Below are 19,981 nucleotides of genomic sequence, written 5' to 3'. Positions count from 1 at the left end.
AAGCTTCTTTTAAAACAAATACACTAGGTTAAAGATAGAATTTCAATAAATAATATTTGATTGGGTAATATTCTATTATTTTTAGAACTTAGTAGTATACAACCCATGCATATAATATGAATAACTTATGATATTGATCAATTTTAGCAAGAAACAGAAACTGGGAGTCTTTTTTATAATATTGTTTGTACTTAGCACTTTTAGCCTCCTTAGAACAGTTACCGGTAAAAGTTTTTATGGCTATATACATACCAATGGAGGTAATTTATATCTTACAACTGAATCTTTAATATCGTTCAAGTTTTTTCTTTTAGCGGTCTTTTTTCTACTTGGAGTTCTTTTTCTTAGAAATCCTAAAATTATCAAGTGGATTTTATTTTCGTTATGCGGCTTTGTTTTTTCTTTCGGAATATTTATAACGTTTACACAAAATGCAATTTCAGATAAGTTGATCACTGTTATAATTGTTTTAATACCAGCTTTAATTTGTATGGTATTACTTTTTCTTTCTAAGAAAAAAATAAAATGGACATATGTTGTGGCATTAGTAGGGGGTGTGATAGCAACAATTTCTGCTTTAGGAGTTATAGCGATTATAATTGCAGAAAATCATTCTTCTTTCGAGGATAGATATGTTCGCTATCGTAAAGCCGGTACAGAAGACGAATATGTAGTTCAACGGGCGGGTTACAACGATTATCGTTATGTCTACGTAAAAGAAAAATTTCTTGGCGTTTCGGTATATGAAGATTTATATTTGAGTGATTTTGATAGCAAAGGTAGTATTGATGTTTCAGACGGAACATGGTATGAATATGATTATGATGGTAATAAAATTGGGACATATGAAATTTACAATGCTACTGTGGTCTCTTCATCAAAAAATAGGGTAGATGCTATTGAAGCTCAAGACGCATACCAAGACCCATATGAAGAAGAAGGTAAAGAAGAAATACCTTATAAAGGATATTATCAGGAAACAATTGATTGGTCTGGTGGACCAACTCCATTAACTGAAAATATACGTTATGATTTTTACTGGACGCTTTTTTTGGATAACGTTGATGATTATGTGTACTATGGGGATAATGAAGAACCTGATACCGAAACCATTCGTATTCTAGGTAATGAGTATGATGCATTTTTGAATGGAGCGTACGGCTTAGGATATTATAGTGGGATGCAAAGCGCGGTACATCGATTTAATCATATGCGTGGAGCAGATAACGAACTTCAGAAACATGATTTTTGGGATTTCTCGTATGCCGAAAACTTTATAGGATTACCAATATATGATAAAGCACGACAAGAGGCACTAAAAGTCAGTTTTGATTGCTATAATCCTAAAACGGTACAGTGGTTATTCGATAATATGATACCCGATCCTGATACGGTATTGGATGAAGCAACATTTCAGGATATTTATAATGTGATAGGTTCACGATATTTTAGACTAATGATGGAGAGTTATATCTATCTCAGAACTAAAGGTATTGATCAAGAAGTACATCGATATCGTGAAGCTATGAAGGATGATGATTTTAAAGGTCATGAGTATTTAGAGAACCATTATGGATCAATTTTAGACGAATATGTAGTCGAAGAAGTTTGGAATAGTACTACCTATCTTTCTCCAAAAGTGGCCGTAGGATATTGGTTACGAAGGTTAATCGACGGTTCTGCAAAAGATTTTTTTAACGGACACGAAAAGGTAATCAAAATCTATGACAAGGATTGGTTTGATAGAACCCTTGAGAAATATGATTTTGAAAGTCTAGACTTAGTATTGTCACCTATAAGTGGAGCTACAAATATTCATCATATATGCCTGGTTTTTTTAGAGGACTCTAAAAAAGAAATAATAGCTGAAGAACTGAATGATATCGATTTCAAATTTGATTATGCAAACAAACTTGAGGAAAAAACCTTATTAAATTCGTTAAGTTGGTCAGCAAGCTTGTTTGATTCTCAAGCTCCAGGCTATGACATGAGAATGATTAATCCAGGTGAGTTTGATTATTATCTTGGATCGGCTTACACAATGGGGGACTTCAAGTTGTTTACTTTTGCATTAAAAGGAACAATGGCTTCGTACTGGTTTGCAGCTGTGTTTAGTAAGGATAAAATGTTAAATTCTCCTATACTTCTAAGCTCAAAAGAAGAATTTGAAGGCGATAATACTATTGTAAGGTTTAGTTCAAAAATTGAAGTACAAGATAATGACTCTTTATTGATAAAATATAAACGAAATAGTGAGACTGAAAAATCTACTGGTACAAGGGAGTTTTCTAAAACAATATCAGTAGATGATAATAGATTTATTACTTCTGATGATTTCTATTAAGGTTGATTAATAATTTAGAAGGGCAAATCTAAAGACGAACTCGTTTTTTTATCTCCAATAATTTGTGTAATTAGAAATATGATTTGTTGTAATTTGTTGATTTTTAAATCTTTGTGTTTTGCAGGATGATCATAAAAAAACAGCTGTACTTTTGAACAGCTGTTTAATATTCACTATAAAACTTAATATTCTATTATAGTAGGCTAATAAAAGAGCTTATTATATAATTAAAGCTTTATAAGTCTTAGCATATTTATTTTTGTCTCGGTTTGTATTTTTACAAAATAGCTTCCGGATATTTTGATTCTTTTACCCAAAACTATTTTACCTGGATTTGTTTTGTAGTTTTCATGGATGACTTCTTTTCCTAATAAATCATATACTCTTATAGTGATTCTATCACTCTCCAGTTTTGAAACATCTATAGTTACTGTTTCTTTAAATGGATTGGGGTACAATCTAAGCTGATTTTTTTCTAGACCATCTTTAAATCTAGTAGGCCTTTTTGTTAATAACCCTTGATTAGCGCTAGTATTATAAGCGTAATCTAATATGGTATATGATAATCCATTATTAGCGACAGTAATATAGAACCACCCATAATGAGTTGCGCCATTTATTTTGAAGGAAAAGCCAACATAACCTGATTTACCATTCCAATTGCTATATGAAGAGTCACTTATTATGAAACTATTAGAATTAGATCTGAAATTTCCAGAGGTACCAACTTCTATTCCTTCTCCCAAAAGAGTAATATTACTTGATGAATAATTACAGATGACATCTTTTCCATATGTAACTAATCGAATAGAATTATTAGTAAACCAACCACCAAATCCATTGTCATCACCTACATCTATCCTAAAGAAACTCCAGGAACTTGCTGAATTTGTAATCTTATCTTCCATGTCGACGTAAACAACTGTTCCATCATTAATACATGGGGTACAAGAACCACCACAATCAATTCCTGTTTCATCACCATTTTGGATTCCATCTGTACAAGTTGGATTATTAGTTCCTCCGCTGATATTAATGGTATAATCTTCAACCTCATCACCATCATTAGAGCTAGTTCCACAAGGGTTAGGATTACTATACCATCTGTAACGCACTCTTAATTTAGTTGCTCCAGCTTGAGCAGTATTAGGTACGGTAACTGAAGCTGTTCCCCCACCAGTTCCAGGAGTTTTCATTAAAACTTCTTCATTAGCATCTGTAAAATCTCCATCTCTATTCCAATCAATCCAGCCACCAACTACATTAGACGACCAATTAGAAGATGTGATTCCCGGAGTAACGGTCAATATTAAGGTTTGCCCTACACTAACATTAGTACTTTTAGCAGTAAAATCGGTATAACTACTATTTTGACTCGTATTGTTAATAGAGCCAAATGTAACTTCTGCTATATAATTGGTTCCTTGCCTTCCTGCATTACAATAACCCGTTGGTAATGTTGGATCGGTTGTACAAGGGTTACAATCAGGACCACCGCAATCCACACCTGTCTCATTACCATTTTGGATACCATCATTACAGGTTGGGTTTGTTGTACCGTTCCCTTTAATAAATACAAAATAATCTTCTACTTCATCACCATTTGTTGATGCTGTTCCACAAGGGTCGGGTTCAGTATGTAGTTTATAACGTACTCTTAATCTAGTTGCACCATTTTTTGCTGAAAAAGGAACTACAACTGTTGTTGTTACACCACCAGCACCATTGGTTTTCATTAAAACTTCTTCACCTGCGTCTGTAAAATCTCCATCTTTATTCCAATCAATCCATGCTCCAAAATAATTTGGATCCCAGAAATCTATTCCTGGATTAACGGTTAAAGTAACAGACTCGCCTTTAACAATATTAGTTCCCAGGTATGTAAAGTCAGAAAATCCACCATTTCCACTTTTATTAGAGATATCACCAAAGATAACTTCGGCTATATAATTTGTACCTTGATAACCTGCAGCACAATAATTTGTGGGCATAGGATTGGAGTTTCCATCGGTTATACTAAAATTAGCATTGGTAATATCGAAAAAGATATTATTGGTACCTCTTACCATAATTCTATTTACACCTCCTTCATTGTTCGGTATCCTAACTTGATGTGAACCATCATTAGGTACTGCAGAAGCTAATGTTATTGGGTATGTATTTCCACCATCTGTAGATAATAAAATATCCACTGTTGCTGCATTTACTCCATTTCCTGTGGTTCCCGCAACATTCCAAGTTACGGTTTGAGTAGAACCTATTGGCGCATCAAATCTAGAGTTTTGAGAAGTTATTTCAAAAGGACCAGCTGTTCCACTTACCGTAACAACAACATCATCAGAATCTGTATTACCTCCACCTGGATGATTATCTCTTACTGTAAATCTAAAATGCATAGTTCTGGCAACAGAGGGTACAACCTCCCACTCAGAAGAAGATTCTCCAGCTTTTACAGTGGAAAGATCAGGCATATATCGATTTGGAGATGGTCCAGGAGGTCTATATCTGAATAAAGGACCGCTAGTTGAATTAGCCCGAGGAGGCATAGGGGCTATTTCCTTATCCATTTGGTTCCAAGTATACGTTAATTGATCAGATGTATTAGGATCACTACCTGATCCTTCTAATACAAATGGAGTAGATCTTGGAATTGTATAATTACGTCCCGCATTAGCTGTTGGTGCACTATTATCTATCGATCTTGTCGTAGCACAACTCGCTACATCTAAAATATGATTCCACATTTCATCTATTTGTTTAGCATGAAAAAAAACATATTGTGTATTTTCTGTATTAGGCTCACAACCTGTATATGCCATGATAGTATTACCTCCTCCTGGTTCAACGGCGCCTTCGTCAAGACGATTACCACCACATGAGTTATTAAACGAATGGTTAGCACCGAATTGATGGGCTATTTCGTGAACGAATGTGCGAAAGAAATAATCTGCGACAGATGTGAAAGGATGTGCTCCTGTAGCTCCCTGAGCTTTTTTACTATCAACACATGCAGAATTTAAAGCTCCACGTCCAGTCCCATCTGAATCTAAAACATGACCAATATCATAGTTAGCGTTACCAATTGCAGCATCAAGAACACCTTGCCCCTCGTTGACTGATATTGAAGTATTCCCGTGTGTAATACCGTCAGTTCTTCCATCAAGAAAAATGGAATTCTCAATATTAGGTACTAATTCAAACGTAGTTCCAAGATCTCGTTCATAAACGGCATTCACTCTTGTCATGAGTGCATTTAACTCAGCAAGTACTGCGGCTTTCCTTTGTTGAGTTGAACCATTTGTAACGTTTGCTGCATCAGTATAAATTTTAGACAGTTCTCCCGTTACTGCTATAGCCATTCGGTAGACTCTAAGACGACCATCATTAGCGTCTTTTTTTGCTTTGTTTGATTTTTCAGCTTGCCTTGTACTTTTTTCCGAAAAAGTTTCAGTTGCATTATCAATTGTTTGACAGTTAATTGGTTTTACTGGTTCATCCGTTTTTGAAGTAACCACATACATTTTACTATTACTAGTAGAAGGTTTGATATTCGTTATCGTAGCATCAGGTTTCATAATCATACCCCTAAAGTTATTATACCCCAAACTGAAATGTACTACTTCACCTTCTCCATTAACAGATGTACCGATATACGATTTAATATCTGGGAACTTATTGGCTAAATCCAGATGTAAAACACTTGTTTCTTTTACACGATATTCTTTAAATTTTCCGCCTTTAGTAGGAAACGTGATAATGACATTTGATGAACCAAATGAATTAAATCTTTTAGGACAATGAGATAAAATTTCTTTAAATTTTTCAACACTAAGATTATTCATGTTTTGGTGTGAAGTTTCTGTATTGTTCTTTGTGGAAGAAATATTTTTATTCTGAATTGGGTCATGATTTTTTGTCCAAAAATTATTGGTTTGTGAGAAACCACAACTAAAAATGAATACTCCCAGGAATAAGGTAAGTTGATTTTTCATGATTTTAAGTTTAATGGTTGTTCAAATGGGTATTTTGCGTCATAGATATGAAAAACTACAGGTATAATATAGCTAGACGCAGCTTTATTAAGGGTCGACTTTTTTATTGCATATTGCTTTACTTTTTTTTCGAAAGCAACTGCTTTTTTAAGTTCTCCGGGATTATCCTTATAGAATTCTTCTCTAATTTCGTCAAATGAACAAGGTTCATTTAGGATTTCCTGGGCAGTCATGGTTACAACTGAAAATAGTAACCAACAAATAGTCGGAATTTTAATACTAGGATTCATAATAAGATATAGTTTGTGTTACCTACTAAAATTACAACAATCAATATCTTTAAGTGGTTGAAAAATACCTGATTATGGTATTATATATGCATATTTGGCTGCATGTTTTTTTGAATATGAATATACTTCTAACTTATAGTATTGTATCAGAAATATCTACGATTAGGTTAAGGTGAAGTTCATGAAAAAACCTGATCTTAGCTTAAGGATCAGTAACAAAATCGAATATTTTTCTTCCTGATTGGTTATAATCATTACACCAGGAGTAATCTCCATCAAAAGCTATGTGAGAAAGGTGTTTTTTAATTATTGTCTGATACGCCATTAACTCGCCTAAAAGATTATGTTTTACGAGTATTTCCGAAAGTTCTTTGGAGTTGGCTCCTTTCTGTTTGGCAAGGTCATAATATGTATGGATATTATAAATGTCTTTTTCGGAATCTATATGTAGTTTTGGGTAAAAGAAAGATAGTAAATCATCAATACGATATACTTTTTGATCTTTCTTAAAACCTATAGAAATGATCAATTTTAGTTCATCGACTTCTATGATTAAAAGGTTGTACTCATTTTCAAGTACAACTTTATAACAAAATTGATCCTGAAACCATACTTCCTTTTTAAGTGTATACCTGTGATGACTTAGATACTCTTTAAAAGCTTCTTTTACATCTTCGGAAAAGTGATAATAGCTTTGTATCATTGTACATCTGTTAGCTGCTCCTTTAAAGTTTTTAGTTATTTGGGAGAACAATGATAAACTTACTATTTTTTTAGATTTTATCTAAATCGAGGTACATGATAATAGGGAAGAGGTACGGCAATTTTTGTTTTCCCAATATACCGTACCCATTTTTATTTTCCCTTTCAAACTCAACACTACAATAATACTGTTAATACAAGGATCTCAAGTTCTGTATTTGTATAAAGTTGAAGATTCAGAACTTATTTTATGATTTTAGGATGATTTAGTATTAATGTAATTTCTTTATCATCGTTTACATACACGTTCGCTTTGTTAATTAACAGCTACATTCCCTCCTTTTAAATCCAAAAGCTACTTGTACAAGTAGCTTTTGTTCGTTAAATAAGAAATAATAGGATTTTAATTTGTTTTATAGTTATAAATATTTTTTTCTAATACTTTGTTATTTAAATCTGTAACATAATCCAGCCTATTAAAGCTGTCATAGAAGTAGTTTATTTCTTCTTGTCGTTGATTAATTTTTGTAATAATTTTTCCTTCTATATCGTATATGTTTGCATCTATCATTGATTTAGAAAGCTTATCATAAAGTTTGGATAATTCAGCCTTAAGTGTTGCATTGTTAAGGCTTTGTAGGTTACTTAATGAAACTTCAAGATTACTTATAACAGAATTATATCTTACATTCGATAAAGTTGCAACCGGGAATCTGTAATTGTAGCCATATAGTATAGAACTATATTGTCCTTTACCATTAGTCGTTTCTATAATTTGACCATATTCATTCATCTTTGTTACTTCGTAATTTTTTCTTAAAGAAGTAGAAGAGGGCCCAGACCATGTTTCGGAAGCGTATATTCTATTGTTTGCATCTTTTGTCCAAATTGTTCTGCTAATAGATACAATTTTACCATCTATTTTGTTAATAGTTTCATAGGGTTGACTTACTAGATTTCTGTCCTTCATAAAAGAATATTGATCTTTAGCATAGGTAACATCTGTTCTCTCCGTCTGCCCTTTACTATTAGTAACAGTGGTTATCGATGGAAAATAATGTGGTGTTGAATAAGAATTATACTTTTTAGATATCATTTGTTTACCATTGTAAACCATACTGTTTTCTTCTTGGGTTAGTTTAACCGTATAAGAACCTTCTACAGGTTTATATTTATACCAGGTATTTATTTTTGAACTTACAGTAGTATTATTTATATCTTTTACTTTTTCTTCTAACAACACCCCAGCCATTTGTATATCTTCTGATCCGTTGTTATACTTTTTTTCAATAGTCCCTATTGAAGAATTTCCATGCCCTTTATTTTCAACAATTACATTACCATAAAAGGTCGTTTCGTTATTAGAAGATGAATTAAAATTATCATACGTGTATATAGTCTCTCTGATTTCACCATTAGCATCATCAATTTTAACTTTACTCACTACAATGTCATATAAAGAATTATTGATTTTACCATCGATTATTCTATATAAATAAGTAGTAAAAGAACCATTACTATTAGTATTGCTTCTTAACCACATAGATTTATTACTCAAAAAAGGAGTTCTTCCCGCAAAAGGTGTTGGTCCATCGGTATGAAATTTAGCGCCAAGGTTGATAAAGGCTAATTGATTGGTCTTTTTATTGATATAATAAAATCTTGACGATGAGCGAGTTGAAGACCCCGAGGCTAACTCTACAAAACCGTTAGATAACCCATCAGTATGCGTAAATACGTTATCATTATTATTGATTTTTACGGTTTGAGAAAACTTAGAAGCATTTGAAGATAGATAAATATCATTTCCTGCTATAATAAAGTCTCGAGTATTTCCGGTAAGTTTTTGAGTTTCATTCTGATTAGCCGAATAATTGTTTTTCTGAGTATTAAAGAACCACAGGTTTGAGTTTGGATCATATTGTGCATATCCAATACTTCTTATTCCTCTATAATTTTGAAACATTAAAATATCTTCTCCATAAGAGGGTTTTGCAAAATTTATTCCATAAGAATCAGGTAAGTTGCTTACATTCCAATTAGTACCCGTAAATCTTGCATATCTGAAAGGGTATTGGTACAAGCTATTTTGTAGGGTAAACATCCCTGTGTATGTAGGTGTCATGGGATTACTGTCATCATAGGCACCTAATACATTATTTGGTGGCAATAAATTATACTTTTTATCCCATCTTAAAAATAACTCTGGGTTATCATCAGCAACAAAACCACTCATTGCATTATCCGGGTAAAAATAACTTGGTTTTTCAATACCGGCAATATAAGGATCTGCCATAGCAGACCAAGATTTACTAACCCAATTATTTGTAATGTCTAAATAATGGATGTAATAATAATCTTCTCGGTTTTCTCCGGTAATAAAGTCAAGATTAGAACCATCAAGTTTTTCATTAAGGGATAGAACATAATTATTCGTAGCTCCATAAAAATATTCTCCAGTACCTTGTTCTATTGTTTTTTTAGCCCAAGAATCACCATCCCAAGTGAATGTATGTAAAGAACCATTAATTTTAGTGCCAATTGCAACAAATTTATCTCCTGACATTAGTTTAGGTTGGCCTCCTCCTCCTAAAATCAAGTTATAATATTTTCTATGATTCCAGGTTACTCCATCAGGGTTTAAATGAAATAAATCTAATTTTCCATAAATACCTTCATGATATAAAAAAGCGTAAAAATCGTCTCCAAAAGCAGTATAAAAATTTTGCATTGTAAGCCCTCCCGGATTAGGGATAAGATATGGGAAATTAAATGCATTTCTGATCCAAGATTTTCCATTCCAAAAGTTTCTAATAGCTTGGAACCAGTACTTACCATTTACAGGCGAAGGACTTCGATACATTCTTAAAGCATATTTATCGCGAGTTACTATACCATAATATGGGTAATCCGTATTTCTGGGATCTTCATTGCCAAATGCATTATGACCGTTATAACGTAAGTATTTGTTTTTGTATTCATAGGTTACAGAACCTCCTGCAGGATAGGTAACCTTTTTAATCCCCCCCTTAAATGTGCCTGTGGTATAATATTCAAAATGTTGACCAGGTAAAAATTCACCACTTGCATTTTCTTGAGTGATACTTTGTAAATATCGTTTTTGATCACTAGCAGAACTATTATTGACTAATGAATATGCAAAATTATAGTTATAAATAAGTTGATTGTTAGTATTGTATGTACGTATTTGTGCTAGATATTTTTTTTCATAACGCTCCTGATAAGCATCGGGTTCTGATTGTTCTATATGGGGTTCATAAATTTCTCCTTGACTTTTATTAGCATATAAAAATCTAATGCTTTCGCCCGCAGAGGCAGTTATCTTTTTTAAATAGGATGCCTCGGTTTGATGAATACCTCCTATAGTACTGCCCTGGATCTCATATTCGAATTGTATAGTGTTATTCCATTGATCCTGAATAGTTGATAGATTCCAGGCTATAGTTTCTTTAGTCCCACCTCTTTTATTAGAGTTTCCCATCCAGTTGCCCCAGGCAACAAGGTTTTCTCTTGAGTTTTGAGTGTTTCCGTATACATATTCTGCCCCTTCATCATTAACAACTACCCAATAATCAAGAGGTGTTTCTCTTGTTTCAAATGGATTGATAGGGTTTCCTGTTAATCTTTTACGGCTTTTGTAATACCTAATTTTCCAGGGCATATAATTTTCAGCATTAAATTCCCATATTTCATCTCCTTCAAAATTTCCAGAATTGATCTTATTGAAACAGTTAAGCTTTGTACTATTACTTTCACTTTGAAGATAAAATACATCATCATCTTTAGCAGCCGTATTCTTATTGTCTACAACTATTCTTGGTATACTTAGTTTAAATCCAACTCCGGCAGTGCTGGTTGGCATATGCTTGTTGGTATATGTTCCTTCGTCAAATGCAAGATTACCGTTGTAGTTTAAAGAAACATCATAATACACGGTTCTAGAAGCTATTTTGGTAATAGGAACCGAAAAACTCAATTTTCCTGTAGGCTCGTTAATAGAACTTTGTACTAGACCTTCTATATTTTGTCCACTATTAAAATCTGATTGTTGTGGAGTAACGATATCCACTCCCTGCGCGCTAACAACAGTTTGATTGGATATTATTATTAGTATTATTAAAAGAATTTTCTTCATTTCTTTTTATGTATAGGTTATAATAGAATTGTTATAACTTTGGTTTTCAATTTTTTAAGCTATGTTTAATTAAGACTCCATTGGTCTTGAATTTCTTTGATTAATAATATTTTTCTTCCCATAATTTTAGAGTAATGCTATTCCTATTAACATTATGGTAAAAAGATTCTATTTCGGCAGCAATATTTAAACCATATTGTAATTGTATCTTTCTATTAAAAGATAAACCATATAGTCCAGTATCGAACTCATTACCACTAATTCTATATTTATTAGCAATTCTTACTTTATCTACTGCGCTAACAAAATAAGCTTCATTATTAAATGATATAACAAATCCATCTTGGAAATTAGTAATGTCATTTGGCTCGTTCGAAATTAAAGAAGGATGTGGAGAAGCATGATTAGCTACATGAAAATGGAATCTGGACCTTGTATTATCGGGTCTTGGTCCTAGATTTACATCCCTTTTCCCTCCCCATTTAATATCACTCACATTGCCATCCTCAAGAAAGTATCCTCCACTTTCTCTATTTCTTGCAAAGCTACGTTGCCCTGCTCTGCTAAATTTTCTGTAACCACTTCTTGTCAAGTTTCCAAATTCTCTTGGACCATTTTTATATTCTTGATAATTTAGCTCTTCTACAACCTCGTAGGATGCTAATGAAATGGCACCTGATAGCCCAGCAGAAGATGCAATCTCGCCAAAATTACCACCATCTGATCCTTTACGTATGCCTCCAGATATAGCACCGCCCGTAAAGGCGCCTATACCGCCACCAATATATGCACCTGCCATACTTCCAATAACATCACCTTCAGAACCTTCAAAAAAGCCTTTACCTGTCATTAAGTTGGTAGAAGTGGTTGAGGCTAATGCACTAGCTCCTGCGGCTAAGGTTCCTGCATAGGCTATTCCGGTACTAGTTACGGCTCCTCCTGTTGCTGCTCCTACAGTAGCACTAACCCCAGAAACGGTTGCTCCCTGGATACCGGCTCCTAGTGATTGATAAAAATCCCCTCCATTACTTGCTGTTGCTATTGCCGCGTATGTACCTCCTATAATTGTAGCTGCAACTATTCCTGCAATGATTATGGTTTCTGATGCATATTCTCCATTAGGATCTATCATAGAAATATGATTATTTCCCATAGCTAGATAAGGGCTACCAAATTGGTTTTGCGGATCGGTGTTAAACCAACGACCTACTGTAGGGTCATACATTCTAGACCCAAAATCATAGAGATCTATATTATTGTCTTCTTGTAATTCTTTGGCTTGATACTTATATTTGAATGCTGTAGTAACAGCGCTATTAAACTCTCCTTCTTGGATTAACCCCATAGGGTAATAATCGGTATTAGATAATAGTTCTGCACTACTAATGGTACCATCATTATTAGTATCACTATAGGTAACTCTATTATTCCCTAAATGATCAGAAATTATATACATATGCTTATAGGTACCAGAAGCATCTTTATAAACATATCCTTCATCCATTGGGAAGAATTGTAGCTGATTTTGCTGATACTGAAATCCACCTAAATAATCTGTTCTATATGAATTACTTCCAGAATTAAATATTTTAGATAACTTTCTTCCAGAGGCATCATAAATAAAGCTAATACTTTTACCATCATTAAAAGTTACTTTTTTGATAAGATCCAGGTGGTTGTATATTATTTCGGTGATATTTTTATTAAGATCTTTGATCATGTTACCATTATCATCGTATGAATAATCGTCTACATTGGTGTTCCCGTCAATAAAGCCTACGGTTTTATTTGCATTATCGGTTATCGATGTTACCTGGTTCGTACCTAAAGGGCCATAACTGTATGAAAGTTGGTCCATGTTTCCAGATTGACCATTTCGATCCAAATAGGTTATGTTTCCATTGAGATCATACTTTATATTATGAACTTCGAAGGCGTTATTGGTATCTCTTATAAGCGTATTACCACGTAAATAATTGGCATTTGTCAATCGATTTAGTTTATCGTATGTGTAGGCATACGATTTTTTTGTATTGTCAAGTTTTGATCTCCAAATGCTTTGAGTAATATTTCCATTAAAAAGGTTATGGGCTTCTGTATTTGTTCCTTCGATCGGATCATTATAGTTTAGCTTAAAGGCAAACAAGTTATTTCCTATATTGTCTACATCATTCAGTTCTTTTAACCATCCTCTTATGTTGTATTTATACGTAAGTTTTTGCAATCCATTGCTCGCTGTGGCTAATCCTCCCAAACTTTTATTTTGAATATTACCTATCTCGTCATACTCAAATTTTGAAATGCGTTCTTCGGGTTGGTTATTAATTTTTTGATAAGAAGCCTCTATACGTTCAGAATCATCATATTCAAATCGATCAACAATACTTAGTGTCGTTGCATTAACCGTTCTTTTATGTATAGTTGATGCTTTTTCGATTTTCCCTCTAAAATCTAATTTACTATTGGTAGTGGTAGAGCCACCTAAATGGTTTTTTTCATATATTTTGATACTTCTACCTTTTTGATCATAATATGTATATGATTTTGACCATGAGTTTTCTTCTAAAGTTTTCGTCCAGCTACCAGTCGGAAGGCCTCGAGTCTTATTGTTAACCACTTGTCCTTCGATTGTAGAGGGGGTAGCAGGCTTGTCAGGATCTATAAAACTATAGTCATCATAATAGTTTACTGCCAGAATTTCGGTAATTCCTGTTTTTGGAAATGCATTATTTGAATAACTAATATTAACACCGGCAATAGAGCTAGTTCCTGATATGCGTTCTTCTACATTTGGAAGGTTAGAAGAACCATTTATAAAATTGTCAACCTCTAATTGTAATGCTTCTCTAGATTTGGAACTTGCATACTTTCCACTATAAATAACTCTTCCAAAAGCATCATGTTTTGTAAATAGCCATAGGTTATCACTTTTTAGGTTGGCGTCTTGTATTAAGATAGGGTTATCTAATTGATCATATACAACATATTCCCACTCCTTACCAGGAGTTTTTTTGGCAACTTGCCTATTAAATTCATCATACTCGAACTGAAAAGCTAAATTGTCTATAATTTCTTGATCTGTGGGTATTGTTAAATTTCCTACTGGTACTTCAAAAGAAAAACCAAGCAGAGTAACCGATGCAGGATAAGCATTATATCTTACACATAAATATCCATCTTTAAGATATGCTGTATAATTATTCGAATAACCAGCATTTGGAACAATATGCCCTAAATCCATATCGGGTAAGTTTTCATGAATAAATGCAATTTTTCCTGTTTTTAAAGGAGAAGCATTAAATCCTGCACTTGCACTAAGTTTCAAAACACCATTCTCTATATAAACAGTTGAAGATCCACCTCCACCTCCTGGAAAAGTATCCGGTAAAAATTTCGTATATGACCAATTAAAACGGTTAGGTTGGTTCATTTCTCCATATGTTCTTGGGGTGGCTTTTGGAGTAAGTATATAAATTAATTTTCCTTCGTCATCATATACATGCTGAGTTACTAGTTTTTCAATATTAGCACCTTCTCCTGAATAGTATATCTGCGCAATTGTTCTTCCATTTTTATCAGTAAAAACTTCAGAAGTGTTTAACGCACCATCCTCAGGTTGCCAATTTTCGTTTTTAGTAATGCTTTTCATTAAAACATTAGCAGGGTAGTATGATACATTAAAACTACCGTCGGGATTAAGATCATATCGCTTTACTTCATTTTCTCGGTTGGTGTCATATCCATATTTGACAGTATGATCTGTATCATATTCATAGGATAATTCCCAATCATTCCCTGGGTTTGCAGATTCTAGAACCCTGCTTAATGGCGAATCATCAAATCGTTGTTGTGCAAATGGGTTTGTATCACCATATTTGTTACGATAATATGCATTTGTTTCTAATACTGCATTAGACATAAGATTTCCTGTGTTTTGGTTCGCAGGTATTGGTAAATATGTTTTCTCTGTTCTACCAAATTGATCATACTCATAATGCTGAACCAAATCTTTATTATTCGGACTTTGTCCTATGTCGATGGCTTGAATAGGTCTCCCTAATCCATCATAGTAGGTAATACTTCTAAAAACATTGCTATTGATATTATTAACATCATTAATTTTGAGAACCACATTAGGAGTCAATTTGGCCCCAGGATTTAATTTTATAGATTGTGATGCTATAAAATCTTTATTACTCTCAGGAGTTGTGATGGTTATATTTCCTGAAGTTGGTGAAGAAATGTCCACTAACTCATTAACTTCATTAATATCCATGGCAACCTTAGGTGTGATTGACATGGTAAAATTTTGATCTAATGACTGAGCATTGGTATGGATAGCCATTAGAGTTATGATAATTAAAAGCAGCTTTTTCATAAATTAAATGTCATTTAGTTCTTTAGTAATAAAGCTTCAAGTTTAGCCAAACGATTTTCCAGGTGTTGACTACTTACTTTTTGTGCTTTGTTTTCTAATCGTAAGTTTTTGATTTCCTTTTCCTGAGCGATAGTGTATAGGGTGAGCTCTTCAATTTTTTCAAGAAGCTTTTTATTCATTTCTCCTAATTGGATGCCTTGTTTTTCCACTTCTTTTGCCGATGGGATGTTCACCAAATGGCCTTTTTCTTTGATATGTTTTTCTACTTGAGATAGGGTAGGTAGGGTGTAATTTTCTTCAAATACATAATCTGGCCACCCTATTAGATCTACGGTTACTTCTTTGGCATGTACGTTACCATTTACCGCTAGTTTATATGCTCCGGGGTTGTTTGTGCCAATACCTACATTTCCGCCAGTTTTTATAACCATCCAGTCTTTGGATATATCGTCTGTTGGAGTATGACCTCTAAAAACAAAACCACCATCGGTATTACCATTTGTTGCATTACTGTCTTGCATTTCAAAAACGATCCCGTCCTTGTACTGTCCAAAATAATTTATATCCCCAAATACTCTAAATCCTTCTCCAGCATTCATAAACATATCCCCATTGATATGCAGTTTCGCTTTAGGGCCATTGGTCCCTATACCAACATTTCCATTTTCGTCCTGAATTCTAAGGCGTTCGGTTCCTTTAGTTTTTAGGATTAAATCATTATTGTATGATGAAAATCCATTAGTTACTGTATGCACGTCTTTATTGAAAATAATTTTAGGTCGATCCGTATAGATATGTGCCCATGATGCGTTTTGTGCTCCTACATCAATATAGCCATGTGCACTTTTTATTTTTAAAGCCCCACCAGATGCATTACCGCGTATGCTACCATTGATGTGTAGCTTTTCTTCTGGTGCAGCAGTACCGATACCAATGTTTCCATCTCGTCTGATAGAAAACACTCCAAAGTTTTTAGTATTGGTTACCCCATCATGTATGAATAGTTCCATACGACCGCCATTGTTAGGGTTATGAAAAGCATATACATCCTTCTTATATCCATCTACAAGAGCCATCCAGTTTCCCCAGGTTCTTTGAATATTTAATGGAGATCCTCCAACAGTCTCGGTATCTGAGGCCCCAATTGAAAAATTACCAGATGTTCTGAAACTTTTATTGGCATAAGCACTATTCGTTGTTGTTTGTACATATTCTTGAGCTTGAACCCCAGAACTTATTAAAGCGCTAATAGATAAAATTGTGAGTATTCTTTTCATTTTGATTAGTTTTCTAATAGAGTATTTAATTTTTCTTCTAGATTTTTAATTCTCATGTTTTGCTTTTCGAGAGTATTTACTTTTTGATGTAAAGTTTTGATCTTTTTTTCTTGTGAAATAGTATAGAGGGTAAGCTCTTCAATTTTTTCAAGGAGCTTTTTATTCATTTCTCCTAATTGAATTCCGTTTTTTTCAACTTCTTTAGCAGATGGGATATTAATCAAATGACCTTTTTCCGCGATATGTTGTTCCACTTGAAATAGAGTAGGCAGGGTGTAATTTTTCTCGAAAACATAATCAGGCCATCCTATTAGATCTACAGTTATTTCTTTGGCATGGATATCACCATTCACAGTGAGTTTTGCATCGGGAGTATTGGTGCCAATTCCTATTGATCCACTGTTTTTGATGGTCATAATGTTTACGGCACCAACAGTACTTCCATGAGAAATGTTAAGATCATTATTCAGACCATGGTTGATATGAAATACTGAATTACCGTTATTTGGAACAAATGAAATAGAAGATTGGTCATTGTGATTTAACCATACTCTAAGGTTATTAGAGCTTCTTACTTCAAACTTAGAACCAGGATTAGAAGTTCCAATACCCAAACGCCCATTACTCTTTAGATACATATGATTTTGATTGTAAATTCCATTAGCAGAAAATGCAATTCCTCCTGTCGATGGGTGCTTAATGGCCGCATTGGTATGACCGGCTCTATGAAATGATAGTACGACATCTCCCTGATCACTATTTTGAAGTTCGAGGGTGTGGCTTCCGGTTTGCCAATGATTAGTAGTGGGTATCCCAATATTTGCAGTTATGGTTGAAGTTCCATTAACATGTAATGTTTCTTCTGGTGATGTGGTTCTAATTCCTACTTTACCATCTGTATTGACAACAAAACGATTACCTGATGGTCCTACCTGTAATGTACCATCGGTTCGCATAGCACCAGAGTTGTGGTAAAAGTTTTTGTTTCCGTAGGTACGTATCCAAGAACTATCGGTCATATAAAACCCACCTCCAAAATCTTGAAAAAAGATTCCTTTACTTCCCTTAACTCGTAGCCATCCTCCATCAATATAGGTTTCTCCTTTTACATGTAGTAAACCAGCAGGGTTGGTTAAACCAATACCGACACGTCCACCACTAGAGTTTAGATATGTATTCCCTTTACTATAATGGTTCAAGTACGTAGCATTACCATCTTTTGAATCCAGGTGCAGATTACCATTGGTAGAAACTACTGATGCTTTAGTGGTACCTCTACCATTACCTCCAACTTTTAGATATTCTCCCCATGTGGTATTTGGGCCGTAGTAATGGTAACTGTTTCCATTAATTGGTAAAGATTGCGAATATAACATTGAGCTACATGCGAGTGTAATAATGATAAAAATTGTTTTTTTCATGCTATAGATAGTTCTTTCAATTTTAAAGGTCTAGTGAGTTTTATATAAATATGATTTCCCTTTTTTTTAGTCATGCTTTTCTGCTTAGCATGTTTCAGAGAAGTAAAAAGAAGTAGTTTGGGTTCGGCAATTTTAAGTACTTCAGAGAAAACAAAAGTTCTGGATCTTCATATTGTTGAAGATCCAGAACTTATTTTTTTTATTTTTTACACTAATTAATTTCTTGACTTCATGTTTTGATGAGTATAAGAGGTTGATTAGTCTTTCGAGGAGGTTATGTATCGTTTTTAGCGGGTTTGTTACTTATGATTTGGGGGTTCATTATTATCTCGAAGAGGTAGCATACCCCTTCGAAGCTATACGATACTCATTATAATAGGTTGTTGTAGTGGTTCGAGACGGTTCCAGACCTATTCGAAAGGGTTAAGAACCTATTATAAACGGTACATAACCACCTCGAAGGCGTTATATAACCTATTCGAAAGGGTACAGAACCGCTTCGAATCACTTTGGTATAGGGTAGAAGGGGTTCGTAACCGGGTCAGGGGTGGTTCAGAACCACCCTTTGGGGGGTATTGATAGGGGGTAATAGTGTATATAAAAAAAGCCGCTGTATAGCGGCTTCTCTAGAAAAATAATGACTATTATTCGGTTTCGTCTGTGCGTGTTGCCGAAGATTTATTAAAAAGCACTTTCATGTCTTCATACACGGGTTTGGCACCTGGTTCGTTTTCTCCGGCCAAAAAACGCATCATACGATAAAAACTTAGTGCATTGGTATAGTTATCATGATCAAGTAAGGTTTTGGTATCTAATAACTGTTGTGATAAGTTGTCGAGTAACTGTACGCGGCTTTCTACCTGCTCTCTGGTTTTATGATCCCTGTCAAACTCTTCTTTATCCAAAAAACGCGGAATCCAATTTGGGTGTTGCTCCATATATCTTTTTGCTTTATCCACGATAAGCTTATTATGATTACCAATACTACCATACTGTTTTCTTTGCTCTGGGGTGATATTGACTGTTTTGCCTTTAAAGATGTTTTGGATACCAGCCATATGATGATCCAGTTCTTTTAATTCTTCTTTACTAAAATCGATACTGATTAGATTTTCTAATGCCATTTTTTAAAATTTTTGTTGATTAACTAGTTGTGCATTTAGATTTTTTTTGACCAAAATCCGTCAATTCGAGTACTTCGACTTTAGGAGAAGTGTATCGAGAATAGGGTTTTGATCAAAAAAAGCTATTCTCGATACATTTTGTCTTCATTTTATTACGACAAAACACTCCTTTAGATTTGCATTTAAATTTTTTATATTTTAAAGAACGGAAAAGGTACACTATCTATACACTCTAAGTTTTTAAACTTATACATTCGATTCAGACCTTTTCCGTTCAGTTATAAACTCAAATAGAAA

Annotated in this window: 9 protein-coding genes; 1 reads left to right on the top strand and 8 read right to left on the bottom strand. The window is 33.9% G+C overall.

What is annotated here, in order from left to right:
* Nucleotides 1–127: 127 nt before the first annotated feature.
* Nucleotides 128–2,344 carry a M15 family metallopeptidase domain-containing protein gene (locus JJQ60_RS19965; protein WP_201924234.1) on the top strand — a complete coding sequence of 739 codons (2,217 nt, stop codon included), beginning with the start codon at nt 128–130 and terminating at the stop codon, nt 2,342–2,344.
* A gap of 227 nt (nt 2,345–2,571) precedes the next feature.
* Here JJQ60_RS19965 and JJQ60_RS19960 read toward each other — a convergent pair whose 3' ends face one another.
* The 8 genes from JJQ60_RS19960 to JJQ60_RS19925 form a co-directional block, all read right to left on the bottom strand.
* Entirely contained in the window at nt 2,572–6,336 is a 3,765-nt protein-coding gene (locus JJQ60_RS19960) for a zinc-dependent metalloprotease (protein ID WP_201924233.1), read from the bottom strand.
* Nucleotides 6,333–6,626: a hypothetical protein gene (locus tag JJQ60_RS19955; RefSeq protein ID WP_201924232.1), complete on the bottom strand. Its 294-nt coding sequence runs from the start codon at nt 6,624–6,626 to the stop codon at nt 6,333–6,335. Before JJQ60_RS19955 ends, JJQ60_RS19960 begins: the two co-directional genes overlap by 4 nt.
* Nucleotides 6,627–6,828: 202 nt before the next feature.
* Complete coding sequence (locus JJQ60_RS19950; RefSeq protein WP_201924231.1) at nt 6,829–7,329, bottom strand: hypothetical protein; 501 nt, start codon at nt 7,327–7,329, stop codon at nt 6,829–6,831.
* 402 nt (nt 7,330–7,731) lie between these two features.
* Entirely contained in the window at nt 7,732–11,484 is a 3,753-nt protein-coding gene (locus tag JJQ60_RS19945; RefSeq protein ID WP_201924230.1) for a hypothetical protein, read from the bottom strand.
* Nucleotides 11,485–11,584: 100 nt separating this feature from the next.
* Entirely contained in the window at nt 11,585–15,862 is a 4,278-nt protein-coding gene (locus JJQ60_RS19940; protein WP_201924229.1) for a DUF6443 domain-containing protein, read from the bottom strand.
* 14 nt (nt 15,863–15,876) lie between these two features.
* Nucleotides 15,877–17,139: a hypothetical protein gene (locus tag JJQ60_RS19935; RefSeq protein ID WP_201924227.1), complete on the bottom strand. Its 1,263-nt coding sequence runs from the start codon at nt 17,137–17,139 to the stop codon at nt 15,877–15,879.
* Between the two features lie 5 nt (nt 17,140–17,144).
* Nucleotides 17,145–18,560, bottom strand: coding sequence for a shufflon system plasmid conjugative transfer pilus tip adhesin PilV (pilV, locus tag JJQ60_RS19930; RefSeq protein ID WP_201924225.1), 1,416 nt, complete (start codon nt 18,558–18,560; stop codon nt 17,145–17,147).
* A gap of 644 nt (nt 18,561–19,204) precedes the next feature.
* Nucleotides 19,205–19,684 carry a hypothetical protein gene (locus JJQ60_RS19925; protein ID WP_201924223.1) on the bottom strand — a complete coding sequence of 160 codons (480 nt, stop codon included), beginning with the start codon at nt 19,682–19,684 and terminating at the stop codon, nt 19,205–19,207.
* Between the last annotated feature and the right edge of the window lie 297 nt (nt 19,685–19,981).

The organism is Aquimarina mytili (assembly GCF_016735115.1).
Lineage (GTDB): Bacteria > Bacteroidota > Bacteroidia > Flavobacteriales > Flavobacteriaceae > Aquimarina > Aquimarina mytili.
The sequence above is the reverse complement of the archived record's forward strand: the minus strand, read 5'-3'. Positions and strand labels throughout refer to the sequence as shown.

Coding starts and splice junctions, on each gene's coding strand:
- JJQ60_RS19950 (WP_201924231.1), bottom strand. CDS start 7,329: ATGATACAAAGCTATTATCACTTTTCCGAAGATGTAAAAGAAGCTTTT.
- JJQ60_RS19935 (WP_201924227.1), bottom strand. CDS start 17,139: ATGAAAAGAATACTCACAATTTTATCTATTAGCGCTTTAATAAGTTCT.
- pilV (WP_201924225.1), bottom strand. CDS start 18,560: ATGAAAAAAACAATTTTTATCATTATTACACTCGCATGTAGCTCAATG.
- JJQ60_RS19925 (WP_201924223.1), bottom strand. CDS start 19,684: ATGGCATTAGAAAATCTAATCAGTATCGATTTTAGTAAAGAAGAATTA.
- JJQ60_RS19960 (WP_201924233.1), bottom strand. CDS start 6,336: ATGAAAAATCAACTTACCTTATTCCTGGGAGTATTCATTTTTAGTTGT.
- JJQ60_RS19965 (WP_201924234.1), top strand. CDS start 128: ATGATATTGATCAATTTTAGCAAGAAACAGAAACTGGGAGTCTTTTTT.
- JJQ60_RS19940 (WP_201924229.1), bottom strand. CDS start 15,862: ATGAAAAAGCTGCTTTTAATTATCATAACTCTAATGGCTATCCATACC.
- JJQ60_RS19945 (WP_201924230.1), bottom strand. CDS start 11,484: ATGAAGAAAATTCTTTTAATAATACTAATAATAATATCCAATCAAACT.
- JJQ60_RS19955 (WP_201924232.1), bottom strand. CDS start 6,626: ATGAATCCTAGTATTAAAATTCCGACTATTTGTTGGTTACTATTTTCA.